The sequence below is a fragment of the Chloracidobacterium sp. D genome (assembly GCF_018304685.1).
Classification (GTDB): Bacteria; Acidobacteriota; Blastocatellia; order Chloracidobacteriales; family Chloracidobacteriaceae; genus Chloracidobacterium; species Chloracidobacterium thermophilum.
Map to the genome: position 1 here is coordinate 2,442,120 of NZ_CP072634.1, position 15,117 is coordinate 2,457,236.

The following is a 15,117-nucleotide window of genomic DNA, read 5'->3' on the forward strand; positions in this document are numbered from 1 at the left end:
CCTGCAACGAAACTACGACGAAACCAGACACGACCGGAAGCCGGCTTCCAGCGCGGCGCGGTCAAGATGCCGCCCGATGAACACCAGCGCGTTGTGGCGCGGCTCGGCGCCCCACGGGCGGTCGGGGCGTCCGTCAAACACCATGTGGACGCCCTGAAAGACGAACCGGCGCGGGTCGCCGGCAAGGCTGAGGATGCCCTTCATGCGGAAGATGTCCGGGCCCTGCGTCTGGAGCAGTTCGCCAATCCAGGCGTTGAGCCGCTTGGGGTCAAGGTCGCCCGGCAGCTTGATGCCGACGGAAGTCACCTCGGCGTCGTGTTCGTGGTCGGGCTTGTAGGCGCGGCTGTGGAGCGGAGCGACTTCCCTGCCTCCCTGCCGCAGCACGGCTGCAAACTCTTCAGGATGATGCTGGGTCAACAGTACGTAATGCCCGGTCTGGGGTACGTCCAGCGTCAGGCGCGTCGGGCCATCGGCAGCCAGGCGAAGCTGCCGCAGCCGGGGTTCGGGCGTCAGGCGGTGGCCGGTCGTCACCGGCTCCGGTTCTTCGGAAAACAGGACGATGGCCCGGTCGGTCAGCGCCGCCAGCGGGTCGTCCGCGCCTTCCGGGGCCGGCAGAAACAGCAGGTCAAGCGTTGGGTCGGGGCCGGGCTGTAACTCCAGCGTCGCCTCGCCGGCCGTAAGCGCGTAGAGGCCGCCGTACTCGAAGGGATACTCCGGCTCCAGAAACTGCGGGTCCACGGCCAGCGCCCGGTCGAGGTCAAACGCGCCAATGTCCAGCAGGGCTTCGACGGGTGCATTCGCGTGCTGTGTGCGCCGGATGTTCGCCGTGGCGTTCATGGCGCGGATGCGCTGTTCGAGGCGCTCCAGCGTGGCGGCGTCCACGAGGTCGGTCTTGTTGATGAGGATGACATCGGCAAAGGCAATCTGCTCCTGGACTTCGTTCGTATCGAAGTGTTCCCAGACGTGTTTGGCATCCACGAGCGTCACAATGCCGTCAAGACGGGTCTGGCGCTGGATTTCCTCATCCACGAAGAAGGTCTGCGCCACGGGACCCGGATCGGCCAGTCCCGTCGTTTCCACGAGGATGTAGTCAAACTTGTGGCGGCGCTTCATCAGGCTGCCCAGAATCCGAATCAGATCGCCCCGGACGGTGCAGCAGATGCAGCCATTGTTCATCTCGAAGATTTCCTCTTCGGCTTCGATGACCAGCTCGTGGTCCACCCCGATTTCCCCGAACTCATTTTCGATGACGGCAATGCGCTTGCCGTGCTGTTCGGAGAGCAGCCGGTTGAGCAGGGTCGTTTTCCCGGCGCCCAGAAAACCGGTCAGCACCGTGACCGGGACGCGCTGCGGCGCGGCCTGTGTGCCAGCCGATGACATACGTGAAGTTCCTCCCTGGATGGATTTCCGGCACGGCCGGAGTGCCACGGCGTGAATTTCTGGAACGGCCGGCTTTGCCAGCCGTCCTGAAGTTGGGTAAAGTGCGGCACAGCCTGACTGTAGTTAGGAATAATCCTAGTCGCAACCCGGCGCGGTGCAGCCTGATGTTGAACGGCAACCCAGCCATGTCTCTGCTTCAGATACGTCAACTGCGTGTGCAGTATCCGGGTCCTGATGGCGAGCCGCCGACGTCGGTGCTGGACATCCCCGACTGGGGCGTAGCCGCCGGCGAACAGGTCGCGCTGGTGGGCGCCAGCGGTTCGGGTAAGACGACGCTGCTCCACGTCGTGGCGGGCATTGTCCTGCCGGACAGCGGCGAAGTACGGCTGGGCGATACGGACATCACGCGCCTTGACGAAGCCAGCCGTGACCGTTTCCGCGCCGCCAACATCGGGTACATCTTCCAGCAGGTGCACCTGCTGCCGGCCTTTACGGCGCTGGAAAACGTCCTGCTGGGGATGACGTTTGCCGACAACCGCGCCGGTACAGCCGAAGCGCTGGCGTTGCTCGAAAGCGTCGGGCTGCGGGAGCGGGCGCGGTACTTTCCCCGGCAACTCTCGGCCGGGCAGCAGCAGCGCGTTGGGATTGCGCGGGCGCTGGCAAACCGGCCCCGGCTGGTGCTGGCCGATGAGCCGACCAGTGCGCTTGATGCGCGCCACCGCGATGCCGTCATTGACCTGATGCAGCGCCTGTGCCAGGACATCGGCGCGGCGCTCATCGTGGTCACGCACGACGAAGCCGTGGCGCGCCGGTTCCCAACGACAATCCGCCTGGCCGACATCAATCACGTCCACTGAGGCGCACCAATGCACACTCTGACGGTCATCTACCGCAACCTGCGCCAACGCTGGCTTTCCACCTGCCTGACCGCCCTTTCCATCGGGCTGGGGGTGGCGCTGGTCACGGCCATTACGGCGCTGCGCCAGCAGGCGCAGGCGAATTTTGACAATGTGGCGGCGTCGTACGAACTCGTCGTCGGAGCCAAGGGGTCGCCGTTGCAGCTTGTACTCAACACGGTGTTTCACCTGGATGTGCCGGTGGGCAACCTGCCATACAGCTACTACCGCAAGCTCAAGGCCGATGACCGCGTGGCCTATGCCGTGCCGCTGGCGCTGGGGGATAACTACCGGGGCTTCCGGCTGGTCGGCACCGAACCGGAATACTTCACCCTGGTGCGGCTCAAGGACGGGCAGCCGGTTGCGGTGGCGCAGGGGCGTCCGTTTGCGGCCGACTACGAGGCGGTGATGGGCAGCGTCGTGGCACGGGAAACGGGGCTGGCGCTGGGGCAGACCTTTGTGGCGCGGCATGGGGTCGAAGACACGGCGGCCGCTGAAGAACACGAAGACGCACCGTTTACCGTCGTGGGCATCCTGCGCGAAACCGGTACGCCGCTGGACCGGGTGATTTTCATTTCGCTGGGCAGCGTGGATGAAATTCACCAGGAAAGCCGCGACAAGGGCGGGAAAAGCCTGCTCGAACAGCTTGAAGCCCTGCCGGCTGAACCGTCCGGCAGCCCGCCGGAAGACAGGCCAGAAGACAGGAACGATCACGATCACCACCATCACCACCGCAAAAAGCCGGCGGCTCCGCCGGTTGGCGATACACCGGGCGGCGACAAACCGGCCGTTCTGCCGGGCCAGACCACATCAGCCCCAGCCGCACCAAATCAGGCCGCAGTGGGCGTACCGGGACAGGCCATAGATGAAGTGACGGCGATCATCGTCAAGCTGCGCTCGCCGGGTTATCTGTTTCTGATGCACCGTGAAATCAACAAGGGCAAGGATGCTCAGGCGGCGCTGCCGGGCGTCGAGGTGCAGAAGCTGTTCACCATCGTAGGGACGGTTGACCGGGCGCTGCTGCTGATGTCCGTGCTGGTCGTCATGGTGGCGGCGGTTTCGGTACTTGTGGCGATTTACAACTCACTGGCCGAGAGGCGGCGGGAAGTGGCCGTGCTGCGGGCGCTGGGGGCGCACCGGCGGACGGTTTTCGGCTGGCTGGTCTGGGAAGCGGCCATGACGGCGGCGCTGGGCGGCGTGGTGGGCGTGCTCCTGGGGCATGCTCTGCTGGCAGTGGCGGGCAGCAGTTTGAAGTTCCTGAGCGGGCTGCCGCTTGATCCGTGGCGCTGGACGCGGCTGGAAGTCGGGCCGGCGTGGCTGACGGCTTACGTGCCGTTTGAGGTGGCGGTCATTGCCGGGACACTGGTGCTGGGAGCGGTGATGGGGCTGCTGCCAGCGGCGCTGGCATACCGGACGAATGTGGCGCGGCATTTGAGTGAGTGAAGGTGGGCATCACCTGGGAGCGCGGGCATCTTGCCCGCAAGCCTGGGAGCGCGGGCGTCCCGCCCGCATGAATCCCCGACGGATGGCATTCATCCGTCGCTGACGCGACGGGAACCAATTGGGGGGCGACACGATCCGTGGGTTGAAACCCATCGTGGGTGAACCCACGATCCGTGGGTTGAAACCCACGGCTAAATTCCGTTGCCGCTACGCGGCAAAAATGCGGTTGCAACCCACAATCAACGACCCACGGGTCTCCGCCCCATGGCACGGGTATCCGACGCCTCCCGTCGTCGCGTAGCGACGGATGAATTTTGCCGTGGGTTTCAACCCACGGATTGGGGCAACCCCATCCACCCGTCGCGTCAGCGACGGTTGAATCATTGCGTGACCAACCCACCACGTCGCCGGGTTGTCCCCATCGCGTAGGGAAACGCACCGCATCGGCCCGCGTCGCGTAGCGACGATTGAATTTTGCCGTGGGTTCAACCCACGGATTGTGTGATGCCCAATGTCCACGTGGGCGGGACGCCCACGCCTTACATTCACCCGTCGCTACGCGACGGAAACCAAATTGGGGGGCGCGGCGGTCCGTGGGTTGAAACCCATCGTGGGTGAACCCACGATCCGTGGGTTGAAACCCACGGCTAAATTCAGTTGCCGCTACGCGGCAGAAATGCGGTTGCAGCCCACGACCAACGGCCCACGTCCACGGGTTTCCGTTCCACGGCCCACGGGTTTCCGTTCCACGGCGTAGGTATCCCAAAATCCACATCGTATGTGCGGGCAATCACGACACCGCCGGGTTGAAATCCTCCCCCGTCGCGTAGCGACGATTGAATTTAGCCCGGCGTTTCAACGCCGGGGTACAGGTTTCAACCCACGGATCACGGACGCCCCAATGCCCCCCCCGTCGCGTAGCGACGGTTGAATATCACCAAACCACACGGGCATCTCCCACACACGGGAATGCGAATGCCACCTTACGGATACACAACGGATCAACATCCACGGTGGAATTCAACCGTCGCTGACGCGACGGAAAATGATTGGTGGGCGACCTTGATCCGTGGGTTAAAACCCACGGCTAAATTCAGTTGCCGCTACGCGGCAGAAATGCGGTTGCAGCCCACGACCAACGGCCTACGTCCACGGGTTTCCGTTCCACGGCGTAGGTATCCCAAAATCCACATCGTATGTGCGGGCAATCACGACACCGCCGGGTTGAAATCCTCCCGCGTCGCGTCAGCGACGGTTGAATTTAGCCCGGCGTTTCAACGCCGGGGTACGGGTTTCAACCCACGGATCACGGACGCCCCAATGCCCCCCCGTCGCGTAGCGACGATTGAATTTAGCCGTGGGTTTCAACCCACGGATCGCGAGGACCCCATATCGGTTCCCGTCGCGTCAGCGACGGTTGAAATTGGGATGCGGGCAAGATGCCCGCGCTCCCAGGCCCGTCGCGTCAATAACGGTTGAACGCCATTTGTTTCATGCGGGCGGGACGCCCGCGCTCCCAGGCTTGCGGGCGGGACACCCGCATTCCAATGTCGCGCCAGGCATTGATGCCGGAAAGCGCACAGGCCGGTGTTCCCTGCCCTGGAAACACCGTGTCGCCCACCAGCCAGAAGTCGGGCAGGCCCACATCACGTGAACCAATCCCGAACAGGTTGCTGTTCCACAGGGTTGTCCGCAGACCGCCGACCATGCCCTGCGCGCGGCCCGTGTAGCGCGCAAAGGTGCGGGGCGTTCCCGGCAACGCACACTCGATGCCTTCCCGAAGATTCGGAAACACCCGCTCCGCTGCCGTCAGCAGCCGCTCCACCACGGCCGCCCGCCGCGCTGCATAGTCTTCCGGCGACAACTCCCACCACGGGGATACTTCCGTGTGCGTGGAAAGATTCAGTGTCCGGCGACCTGGCGGGGCGCTGGCGCGATCATCCACTTCGCTCAAACTGAGAAAGGCGCTGTTGCCGTCGTCCAAGGGCGCGCCGTACTCCAAAAGTACCTGGTGATTGAGCGGCGTATCGTCGGGAATGACCTCCGCCCGGACGCCCAGATAGAGCGTAAATGCCCCCCAGCCCACGCCAGCCTTGTTCAGAGGACGCTTCAGCCGGCGCGACACATCCGCCGCCACCAGCGACGACACGTTCCAGATGGGCAGGTTGGCCACCACCCGCGGCGCATGCACGGTCAGCCCCCGGTCAGTCTCCACCGTGTAGCCGCCACCCGCAGCCGGAGTGATGCGCGTCACCCGCTGGCGCAGCCGAAGTACGCCGCCCAGCTCACGGAACGCTGCCACATGCGCCTTGATAAAGCTCTTCATGCCGCCGCGCGCGCGCCGGATGCCGTGGCGGTAAATGTCCAGCCCGGCCGCGCCGTTCAGAAAAGGCGCCCGCGCCGCTGTTTCCTGCACCGTGATGAGCAGCAGCCCGTCAAGAAAAGCCCGCAGCGGGGCATGGTCAGCCAGCCGGTAGCGCCGCAGCACGTCTTCCACGGTCGAAAACAGGTAGGGCGCTGCGCGGAGAAAATCCGGCGAAACCAGACGCAGGTTGGCGACGACATCACGCCAGTGGCGCAGCGGCAGCACCGGCAGTTTGGCCGTCGCCGTCCAGAGCGTGTCGGCCGTCCGGTCCACAAGCTGCCAGAAGGCGCGCAGCCGCTCCGCCTCTTCGGGCGTCCGGGCAAAGCGCACCACGCGCTCATGCGCCCAAATTTCAGGGTTGTGCGCGATGTGAACACAGCGGTCGGGCAGGTGAACATCCACCTGTTTGATGAGGGTGCTTTCGGGCAGCGGCCATCCAAGCCGGTTGAACACCTGCGTGTGGAGACCAGCCGGGTCGAGCCCCATCAGCACCGTTGCGCCCACATCGAAGTTGTAGCCCTTGTGGAAAAAGTACCCGGCGCAGCCGCCAGCCTTGTCGTGGGCTTCGAGCAGCAGCGTCCGGTAGCCGTCGTGCTGGAGTAACAGGGCAGCCGTCAAACCGGCCACGCCAGCACCAATGACCACCACATCGAAGGTTGTTTCGGCTAAGGGACGCATCACCAGGCATCATAGGGAGGGCGATGCACTCGTGGGAAGCTCACCTGCCAGTTGAGTCCCCGGACGCACTGGCGCCGGCGCACGTAACAGCTCCAGCGCCTGCCGCTGCACTTCCGGGTCGCTGCCAAAGCCGGCCAGCCAGTGGGCCTCCGGCTCGCGTCGCCACCAGGAAAGCTGGCGTTTGGCATAGTGGCGGGTGTCGGTTTTCATCTGCTCGACGGCTGAGGCGTAGGTACGCTCACCCCGCAGGTACTCGATGAACCGCCGGTAGCCATGCGCCTGGAAGGCTTCGGCATCGGGCGGGACGCCGGCCGCCAGCAGCCGGCGGATTTCATCGAGCAGACCGGCAGCGACCATGGCTTCGACGCGGGCATTGATGCGGGCATAGAGTTCGGCGCGCGGCGGCGACAGCACCAGCAGCCGCATACGCGCCACAAAGGGCGGTGGTGGCGCAAGCTGCCGTTGCCGTTGCGACAGAGGCGTGCGCGTGCACAGGAAAAACTCCAGCGCCCGCATGGTGCGCGACCAGTCGTTGGGTTGCAGGCGCGCCGCCGTCGCCGGGTCGAGCCGCCGGAGCATGCGGTGCAGCCACGGTGCGCCGTGGCGGGCGCGGATGGCATGCAGACGGGCGCGCAGACGCAAGTCGGTCGGGTTGTCTTCGGCAAAGAGGCGGCCGCGCAGGGCGTCGAAGTAGAGACCCGTGCCGCCGACAAACACGGCCGTGCGCCCACGGGCTTCGATGTCAGCCAGACAGGCCGTGGCTTCGCGGGCGTAACGGCCGGCGGTGTAGTGCTCGGCCGGGTCAGCAACATCAATCAGGTGGTGCGGCACAAGCGCGCGCAGCGCTGGCGGCACCTTGGCTGTGGCCACGTCCAGGCCGCGATAGACCTGAATGGAATCGAGGTTGATGATTTCTCCGTCCAGCGCCCGGGCCACAGCCAGCCCCAGGTCACTTTTCCCGGAGCAGGTCGGCCCGACGATGACCGGAATGGGGCGCGGGGTCATCCGTGGCGGCGGCGTATGTCACCGCGCCGCACTTCGGCAATTTCATCGTCGGTGCTGCGCCGGCGTTGGCCGCGCCGTTCATCCACTTCACTGATACCGGAAGCGCGCCGGACAAGGTGAATGGCACGGTCACGGGTTTTTTTGACTTCGCGCCGGCCATCCTCCCACTGGATTTCGATAGCGCCGTCGGGGCCGGGGGTGATGATGCGGACGACCTCGCCGTACTGCATCCCATGCCCGGCGGCAAAGGAGACTTCATCGCCGATTTGGTACTCAAAATGCTGACGCTGCGCCATGGCGCGTAATCCTCGCTTGCAACGGACATCAGGCCGCCCCAAGGCAGAAGTCATAGGGCCATCTGTGACGGCAGCCGTGCGGCGGCAGGTGCGGATTGTAGCGCAATCTTGTCGGCGTGGCGCCGCCGGGCTATAGTCGGGCTGCATTGGTCACGGGTTTTCTGCGGAGGGTTGGCAGAATGGCTAATGCACCGGTCTTGAAAACCGGCGTCCGAAAGGACATGTGGGTTCGAGTCCCATGCCCTCCGCCACCTCCCTCCTAATCTGCATTCGCCGCACGGATGCCGTCGCCCCAGAATTCGGACAACGACGAAGCAGCCCAGCGGGCCCGGATGCTCACGGCGGCCGGGCTGGCGCTGGGGCTGCCGATGACCATCCTGGGTTCGTTTCTGGTGGGCTACTGGCTGGACCGCCAGCTTCAGACGGCACCGCTGTGGTTCTTTCTGCTTGGGATCGCCGGGCTGGTCAGCAGCGCCCGGCTGCTCTACCGCCTGTGGGAGCAGCTCCGGTAAGTCGCCCGCTCAGCGTCCTGCCGGCCAGAGCCACCACAGCAGCGCCAGCAGCACCAGCAGCGCCAGCGTGGCCAGCGCCGCATCCAGCCAGCGGTCCTGACGGGCAGCGCGCGCGCGGGCTTCAGCGTAGGGAATGCGCGTAAATGACACCATTGTGTAGAGCGGCAGAAACCGGTCGCCCAGCAGGTTCGAGAGGGCGTATTCGAGACGCCGCCGCATCAGAAACCACGGCGAGGCCACCTTGGCGCGCATTTCCAGGTAGTTTTCGTAGGCGAGTTCGGCCAGGGCATCGGTGTTGGCCTTGCGCTGCTGCTGGTAGTCCAGAAAGGCTGCGCTGGTGTCGCCGTTGTGCCGGCGGAGGCATTCATCCAGCACAAAGCAGTCTTCAAACGAGGCGTTCATGCCCTGCCCGTAAAACGGCACGACGGCATGGGCTGCATCGCCGATGAGCACGACGCGCCCGGCGTACTGCCAGGGAAAGCAGCGGATGGTCACCATCGAGCCGGTCGGGTTGTGCTGGAAGTCTTCCACCAGCGTCGGCATCAGGGGCGTGACATCGGGGAAGTGGCGATCGAAAAAGCGCCGGATGGCATCTTCATCGGTCAGGCTGGCAAAGCTTTCCGCGCCTTCGTATGCCAGAAACAGCGTGCAGGTAAACGAGCCATCCAGATTGGGCAGCGCAATGAGCATGAAGTCCTGGCGGGGCCAGATGTGCAGGTAGTTTTTCTCCAGCGCATGCTGGCCGCCAGGCAAGGCCGGGATGGTCAGTTCCTTGTAGCCGTGCGGGAGAAACGTCTGGGCGTAGTCATAGCGGTCGGTGCGCTGAAGCGCCTGGCGGATGGCCGAAAAAGCCCCATCAGCGCCAACGACCGTCCGGGCGCTTACCTGACGGACAGTGCGCGTGCGGGTGTCTTCAATCTCCAGCGTCATGGAAGAAAGGTTCAGCCCCACGCAACGCGACTGGAAGTGGATTTCCAGGTTGGGCCAGTGGGCAGCGGCATCGAGCAGGGCGCAATTCAACTGGTGACGCGAAATGGAGAAGATGGTTTCTTCCGGTGTGCGGCCGTAGGGCTGGAACGTCAGCTCCCCCTGCGGGCTGTGGATCATGCGCCCGCGCATGGGGATGGTCAGCGGATGGATGACCGGAGCGAGGCCAAGGGCTTCAAGGGCATGCAGCCCCCGCCGCGACAGCGCCAGATTGATGGAACGGCCGCGCGGTACGGAATGCGTCCGCATATCCGGCAGGCGTTCATAGAGGGTGACGCGGTTGCCCTGGCGGGCAAGGTAGAGCGCCGCCAGCGTTCCAGCCAGTCCGGCACCGCACACCGTGAAACTGGGCGCAACCATCAGTTCGTCAGACATCGTGTGAAGACAGGCTTACAAAGAGGTTTGACATTCGGGGTGGGGTTTCCAACAATCAAGCCTGGCCGCACCACAGCTTTCAAGCACAAGTGACGCACGCCCAGGCAACCAGGCAGACCACAATGAAACAGTGTCCAGCATGTGGGCAACAATACGCAGACAATGTGACCTTTTGCCCGGTGGACGGCAAGGGTCTCATTCCGCTGCTCATTGATGGCAAATACCGCATCGAGAAAAAAATCGGCGAAGGCGGCATGGGGCAGGTCTATCGCGCCATCCACGTCGAGATTGGGACGCCGTTTGCCGTCAAGGTGCTGCACGCCCAGTTTGGCGAGGATGAAAAAGCCGTCGCGCGTTTCCGGCGCGAGGCGCAGGCCGCCGCTCAGATTCGCCATCCCAATGCGGTCAGCGTCACGGACTTCGGTGTGACGAAGGACTCCAACCTGGTGTACTTCGTCATGGAATACCTCGAAGGCGAATCGCTGGGAGAACGACTGCGGGAAACGCATGCGCTGCCGATGGAAGACATCCACTTCATCTATTCCTGTGTGTGTTCGGCCCTGCATGCGGCGCATCTCAAGGGCATTGTTCACCGGGATGTCAAACCCGACAACATTTTTCTGCTGCTCGATGAGGAGCGGAATATCAAGGATGTCAAGGTGCTCGACTTTGGCATTGCCAAACTCAAGCGTCAGGACAAAAACACCCTGACGGCTTCCGGGACGGTCATCGGGACGCCCGATTACATGTCGCCGGAGCAGTGCCAGGGTCTTGAGTTGGATGCGCGCTCGGACATCTACAGCCTGGGGGTCATCCTGTATGAGCTGTTCACCGGGCGCGTCCCCTTCCAGAACGAAAGCGCCATGACCACGCTTATGGCGCATGTCTCCCAACCACCGCCGCCGCCCATCACCATCAACCCTGCCATACCGCCCGGCATCAACCGCCTTATTCTGCGCACCCTGGCCAAACATCCTCATGAGCGGCCGGAGACCGCTCTTCACCTGCTCGGCGAACTTGAACAGGCCTTGCAGGAAGCCGGTGTGCAGCTTGGCACGGCTTCAATGACAAATTTGCTCAAAACCCAGCGCCACGTCGGCCGCAGCACGGTGGGCGGAAGCAAAGCACCCACGACTGACGTGACTGAAGGAACGCCAACCACCAATCGCACGCTGGCGCTGTCGGGGGCGAATATCGCTGTCGAGCGGGCAACCGTGGAAAGCCAGCGGGCGACAGGCTTGAACCGCAAAAGCACCTCTGAACCGGGAGGTGAAACAAAGACGTATGTCGCGGTGGATGGCAAGCGGGCTGTGGGCGCCAGGCTATGGCTTCCCTTTGCCGCCGTGGTGGGACTGGTGGTGGTCGGGCTGATCGCCGGCGGCGGGTGGTATCTTTCCCGGCGCGCAGCCACAGCCGGGCAGGGAGCCACAAACTTGGACTCTCCCAAACCACCCCCAGCGCCGCCGGGAATGGTCTATATCCCCGGCGGGACGTTTATCATGGGCAACAACGCCAGTGCTGACGACTTTGAAAAGCCGGAGCATGAACGCCAGGTCGCCCCGTTCTTCATGGACCGCACGGAAGTCACCAACGAGCAGTACGCCCGGTTCGTCCAGGAAACCGGACACCCGCCGCCACCCAACTGGAAAGGCGAGAAAACCTTTCCGCCAGGGACGGCCAAACTGCCCGTTGCTGAGGTCAGTTGGGATGACGCGCAGGCTTTTGCCAAATGGGCCGGCAAGCGTTTGCCCACGGAAGTCGAATGGGAGTATGCCGCGCGGGGTACTGACCGTCGGCTTTATCCGTGGGGGATGGAGTTTGATCCGACAAAACTCAACGCCGGCCGTGACATCAGCCAAATCAAAGACCAACGCCGCCAGGTGGGAAGTTTTCCGGGCGAAAGCCCCTTCGGTCTGCTGGATATGGCTGGCAACGTGGCGGAGTGGACGGACAGCGGCTATGACCTCTATCCCGGCAGTCAGGCCGTCATCAAACCTCAGTTCCAGCCGCTCAAGATCATTCGTGGTGGCTGCTTTGCCGACGACGCCCGCAAGACGATGGTGACGCGCCGCCTGATGAATGAGCGTACGTTCCGCGATCTTTCAACGGGCTTCCGCTGCGCCAAGGACGCTCCGCCAGCCAAGGCGGCCGCCACACCATAGCGCGGTGGGCAGGTTCCACGTCCTACGTATCTCACACCATCTCACATCATCCACCTCGGTCATGCCGCGCCTGAAGCTGACGGTTGAGTACGACGGCACGGAGTACGCCGGCTGGCAGGCGCAGGCGAATGCCCGCAGCATTCAGGCGGTGCTGGCGGCCGCTTTCACACCCCTGCTGGGCCAGCCAGCACAACTCCACGCGGCCGGGCGTACGGATGCCGGAGTCCATGCTCTGGGGCAGGTTGTCCATACGGATGTCCATCAGATGCGCGCCCCGGAAACCTGGCGCGCGGCGCTCAACGCCCACCTTCCGCCGGACATTCGGGTGCGGCAGGTTGAGGTGGTTGGTGCTGATTTTCACGCCCGGAAGTCGGCGCGGGGCAAGCTCTACCACTATGCGTTCTGGTGTGGACGGGTCGAAAGCACGCGGTGGCGGCGCTACAGCCTGCACGTTCCCCAGCCACTTGACTGGGAAGCCATGCGGGAAGCGGCGCAGCACTTTGTCGGACGCCACGACTTTGCGCCCTTCAGCGTGGCCGACCGGACGGTGCAGACTACGGTGCGTACGATTCACTGGGTGACGTGGCATGGGGTCTCCGCTCCGGGAGGCTCAGCCCAGGATGGCTCCGGCAATGCTTCCTTCAGCCCGCCGGAACTGCTGGCCGTGGCGTTTTACGGAGACGGGTTTCTGCGGTATCAGGTACGGCGCATGGTAGGCACGCTGCTGGCCGTGGGGCAGGGCAAGCTGCCGCCGACGGCCGTGGCCGGGATACTTTGTGGAGCAAAGGAGTTTGCCGCTGCTGCCACGGCGCCAGCCCAAGGCTTGACGCTCATGCGGGTTGATTACTAGTATTCGCAACGCTTTTTTGCATACCCGCACCGGCGTTCAGACGCCGTACTTTACCGGTCGGTTTCATCCAGCGAAGTTCTGAATGCACGAATTGGAAACCCTCATTGAACCCGGCTCGCCGGACGCTTTTCTGCTGCGCCAACTCGACCCCAACCGCCTGCCCAAACACGTGGCCATCATCATGGATGGCAACGGACGCTGGGCGAACCGGCAGGGCAAGGCCCGCATTGCCGGCCACCCGGCCGGCGTCGAAGCCGTGCGGGCGACGGTGGAAAACTGCGCCCGGCTGGGCATTCCCACCCTGACGCTCTACGCCTTTTCTTCGGAGAACTGGCGGCGGCCGCGGGTTGAAGTCACAATGCTGATGCGCCTGCTGCACCAGTGCCTTGAGCGTGAAGTACCGCTGCTGAACCGCCATGGCGTGCGCCTGCGGTTCATCGGCCGGCTGGAAGGCTTGTCGGCCGAGATTCGGAAGGCCTTGGACTATGCTGTATCCGCCACGGCGCACAACCAGCGGATGACGCTCAACGTCGCGTTCAACTACGGCGGTCGGGCCGAAATTGTGGATGCCCTGCGCAGTGTGGTACGCGAGTTTATGGGGCTGGGGCGCTCGCTCGACACGCTGACCGAAGCCGATGTCGCCCGCCACCTCTACACGGACAGCGACCCCGACCTGCTCATTCGTACCAGCGGTGAAATGCGCCTGAGCAACTTTCTGCTGTGGCAGATGGCCTACACGGAAATCTTCGTGACCGATACCCTGTGGCCGGATTTCAACCGCACCCACCTGCTCGAAGCCCTCGTGGCCTATCAGCGCCGGCAGCGGCGGTTTGGCGGCGTTGAAACCGTTGGCGTTCCGGTGTCGGCGCTGGCATAGTGCAGGTGTGACCGACCTGAACGCCCAACCTTGCCACCGTATCCAGACTGAACAGGGTCGCTACTACTTTGCCGCCGGCCTGGCGTTGATGCTGTCGAGTGTGGCGTTTCGCCTTGGCGCGCCGGCCGCCGGAGTGACGCTCCTGGCTGCCTTTCCGCTGCTGCTCGTGCTGGCGCGCTATGAAGTGCTTGTCTTTGACGGAACACACCTGCGGCGGCGCGGCCCCTACGCCTGGTGGCAGGCCCGGATGCTGGGTGGGACGACTTCCCTGCCCCTTGCCCAGCTTGAGTTGAGCATCACCGAAGTTGTCCATCTGCCGCTGACGCTGGCGCGCTACCGCTTTCGGACGATTCTCGTCGGCAACGGATTTGAAGCCGTGTTGTTCTCGAACACGGCCGGGTACGCGCCGTTCGTGACGGCCGTGTTTTCGGCTGTGGATGAGTCCAAGCTCGACTTTCATTCCCGTGCCTGGCTGCAATACGGCGCGCCGCCCCCGCTGACCGCAATAGCCGACGCCTTGGATGACCAGCATCTGGCGCAGTTTCCGGCGGCGCTGCTCCGCCGTACGGCCAACCACTTCACCCTGACCGGCCGCCTGCGGCTGGCGCAGCGCTACTTCCGGCAGGCTTATGGGCGCGACCGTGGCAACCCGCATCTGCTGTGTGAAATGGGCTATTTTTTCCGCCGCTTTGCGCTGGCCGAGCATCCTCGCTGGCAACTCCGCGCAGCGGCCTGCCTGCGGCTGGCCGCCCGGTTGGCCCGGCAGGAGCCGCATCTGCTGGAGCGCATCGGCGAAGCCTACTGCGAGCTGTTTGACTTTGTGCGCGCCGAGCGGTGTTTTCGGAAGGCATTGGAGCTGGACCGGCAGCTTTTCCGGGCCTATGCGGGTCTGGCCGAGTTGGCCTTCCGGGACGGACAATTGGCGCGGGTGGCGCACTTTTACTATGCAGCAGCGCACAGCACCAGCGACCCGGCCCTGCGGCGGCGGGCGCAGAACGAGGCGCGCTACTACGAACGGTTGAGCCAGGACGATGATTACCTCGACGCCGAAGTGCGCCGCATCACCTGGCTGCACCATATCCGCCAGATGCGCACCGTGGCCGGCGGCATTTTTTTCATGGCCTGGCTGGTCGTCGGCTTGACAGGCGCACGCTTCCCGGATGTGCAGGACATCGGGCTGGCGCTGATGGGGTCATCCGGGCTGGTGTGGCTTGGGCTTTCCTGCAGCCTGCACTGGCAACGGCGGCGGTCGGCGCTCCCGGAAACCGTCACTTGAGCGACAGCGGCGCCC

At 64.2% G+C, this 15,117-nt stretch carries 12 protein-coding genes and 1 tRNA gene; 8 read left to right on the plus strand and 5 right to left on the minus strand.

Going from position 1 to position 15,117, the window contains the following annotated elements:
• Positions 1–12 precede the first annotated feature (12 nt).
• Positions 13–1,380 (minus strand): CobW family GTP-binding protein, encoded by a 1,368-nt coding sequence (locus J8C01_RS10355; protein ID WP_014100572.1) that lies wholly within the window; start codon positions 1,378–1,380, stop codon positions 13–15.
• 185 nt (positions 1,381–1,565) lie between these two features.
• On the opposite strand from J8C01_RS10355, the gene J8C01_RS10360 reads away from it, so the two are divergent.
• Together J8C01_RS10360 and J8C01_RS10365 are read left to right on the plus strand one after the other, a co-directional pair.
• Positions 1,566–2,237, plus strand: a complete 672-nt coding sequence (locus J8C01_RS10360; protein ID WP_211431864.1) for an ABC transporter ATP-binding protein — start codon at positions 1,566–1,568, stop codon at positions 2,235–2,237.
• A 9-nt stretch (positions 2,238–2,246) separates the two neighbouring features.
• The gene (locus tag J8C01_RS10365) at positions 2,247–3,719 is read left to right on the plus strand and encodes an ABC transporter permease (protein WP_211431865.1); all 1,473 of its coding nucleotides are present in this window, start codon (positions 2,247–2,249) and stop codon (positions 3,717–3,719) included.
• A 1,465-nt stretch (positions 3,720–5,184) separates the two neighbouring features.
• Here J8C01_RS10365 and J8C01_RS10370 read toward each other — a convergent pair.
• From J8C01_RS10370 to J8C01_RS10380, 3 genes are read right to left on the minus strand one after another with little or no spacing between them, the layout of a single operon-like run.
• Positions 5,185–6,762, minus strand: a complete 1,578-nt coding sequence (locus J8C01_RS10370) for a phytoene desaturase family protein (protein ID WP_211431866.1) — start codon at positions 6,760–6,762, stop codon at positions 5,185–5,187.
• A 9-nt stretch (positions 6,763–6,771) separates the two neighbouring features.
• Positions 6,772–7,767, minus strand: coding sequence for a tRNA (adenosine(37)-N6)-dimethylallyltransferase MiaA (miaA, locus tag J8C01_RS10375; RefSeq protein WP_211431867.1), 996 nt, complete (start codon positions 7,765–7,767; stop codon positions 6,772–6,774).
• Complete coding sequence (locus tag J8C01_RS10380) at positions 7,764–8,063, minus strand: hypothetical protein (RefSeq protein WP_211431868.1); 300 nt, start codon at positions 8,061–8,063, stop codon at positions 7,764–7,766. The genes miaA and J8C01_RS10380 overlap by 4 nt, the downstream gene beginning before the upstream one ends.
• Positions 8,064–8,228: 165 nt before the next feature.
• On the opposite strand from J8C01_RS10380, the gene J8C01_RS10385 reads away from it, so the two are divergent.
• Positions 8,229–8,314: transfer RNA gene (locus tag J8C01_RS10385), tRNA-Ser, on the plus strand.
• Positions 8,315–8,344: 30 nt separating this feature from the next.
• Positions 8,345–8,575: an AtpZ/AtpI family protein gene (locus J8C01_RS10390; RefSeq protein WP_014100578.1), complete on the plus strand. Its 231-nt coding sequence runs from the start codon at positions 8,345–8,347 to the stop codon at positions 8,573–8,575.
• Positions 8,576–8,584: 9 nt separating this feature from the next.
• Here the strand turns inward: J8C01_RS10390 and J8C01_RS10395 are convergent, their stop codons facing one another.
• Positions 8,585–9,937 (minus strand): FAD-dependent oxidoreductase, encoded by a 1,353-nt coding sequence (locus J8C01_RS10395; protein ID WP_211431869.1) that lies wholly within the window; start codon positions 9,935–9,937, stop codon positions 8,585–8,587.
• Positions 9,938–10,101: 164 nt separating this feature from the next.
• On the opposite strand from J8C01_RS10395, the gene J8C01_RS10400 reads away from it, so the two are divergent.
• From J8C01_RS10400 to J8C01_RS10415, 4 genes are all read left to right on the plus strand, one after another.
• A complete protein-coding gene (locus J8C01_RS10400) occupies positions 10,102–12,099 on the plus strand; it encodes a bifunctional serine/threonine-protein kinase/formylglycine-generating enzyme family protein (protein ID WP_211431870.1) in 1,998 nt (665 codons plus the stop codon).
• Positions 12,100–12,160: 61 nt separating this feature from the next.
• A complete protein-coding gene (truA, locus tag J8C01_RS10405; protein WP_211431871.1) occupies positions 12,161–12,949 on the plus strand; it encodes a tRNA pseudouridine(38-40) synthase TruA in 789 nt (262 codons plus the stop codon).
• A gap of 82 nt (positions 12,950–13,031) precedes the next feature.
• Complete coding sequence (locus J8C01_RS10410) at positions 13,032–13,826, plus strand: isoprenyl transferase (RefSeq protein ID WP_014100582.1); 795 nt, start codon at positions 13,032–13,034, stop codon at positions 13,824–13,826.
• 7 nt (positions 13,827–13,833) lie between these two features.
• A complete protein-coding gene (locus J8C01_RS10415) occupies positions 13,834–15,102 on the plus strand; it encodes a tetratricopeptide repeat protein (protein WP_211431872.1) in 1,269 nt (422 codons plus the stop codon).
• Positions 15,103–15,117 lie beyond the last annotated feature (15 nt).

What these genes read in the sequence shown, in the direction of transcription:
- J8C01_RS10355 (WP_014100572.1), bottom strand. Translation starts at nt 1,380, where the DNA reads ATGTCATCGGCTGGCACACAGGCCGCGCCGCAGCGCGTCCCGGTCACG.
- J8C01_RS10360 (WP_211431864.1), top strand. Translation starts at nt 1,566, where the DNA reads ATGTCTCTGCTTCAGATACGTCAACTGCGTGTGCAGTATCCGGGTCCT.
- J8C01_RS10365 (WP_211431865.1), top strand. Translation starts at nt 2,247, where the DNA reads ATGCACACTCTGACGGTCATCTACCGCAACCTGCGCCAACGCTGGCTT.
- J8C01_RS10370 (WP_211431866.1), bottom strand. Translation starts at nt 6,762, where the DNA reads ATGCGTCCCTTAGCCGAAACAACCTTCGATGTGGTGGTCATTGGTGCT.
- miaA (WP_211431867.1), bottom strand. Translation starts at nt 7,767, where the DNA reads ATGACCCCGCGCCCCATTCCGGTCATCGTCGGGCCGACCTGCTCCGGG.
- J8C01_RS10380 (WP_211431868.1), bottom strand. Translation starts at nt 8,063, where the DNA reads ATGGCGCAGCGTCAGCATTTTGAGTACCAAATCGGCGATGAAGTCTCC.
- J8C01_RS10390 (WP_014100578.1), top strand. Translation starts at nt 8,345, where the DNA reads ATGCCGTCGCCCCAGAATTCGGACAACGACGAAGCAGCCCAGCGGGCC.
- J8C01_RS10395 (WP_211431869.1), bottom strand. Translation starts at nt 9,937, where the DNA reads ATGTCTGACGAACTGATGGTTGCGCCCAGTTTCACGGTGTGCGGTGCC.
- truA (WP_211431871.1), top strand. Translation starts at nt 12,161, where the DNA reads ATGCCGCGCCTGAAGCTGACGGTTGAGTACGACGGCACGGAGTACGCC.
- J8C01_RS10410 (WP_014100582.1), top strand. Translation starts at nt 13,032, where the DNA reads ATGCACGAATTGGAAACCCTCATTGAACCCGGCTCGCCGGACGCTTTT.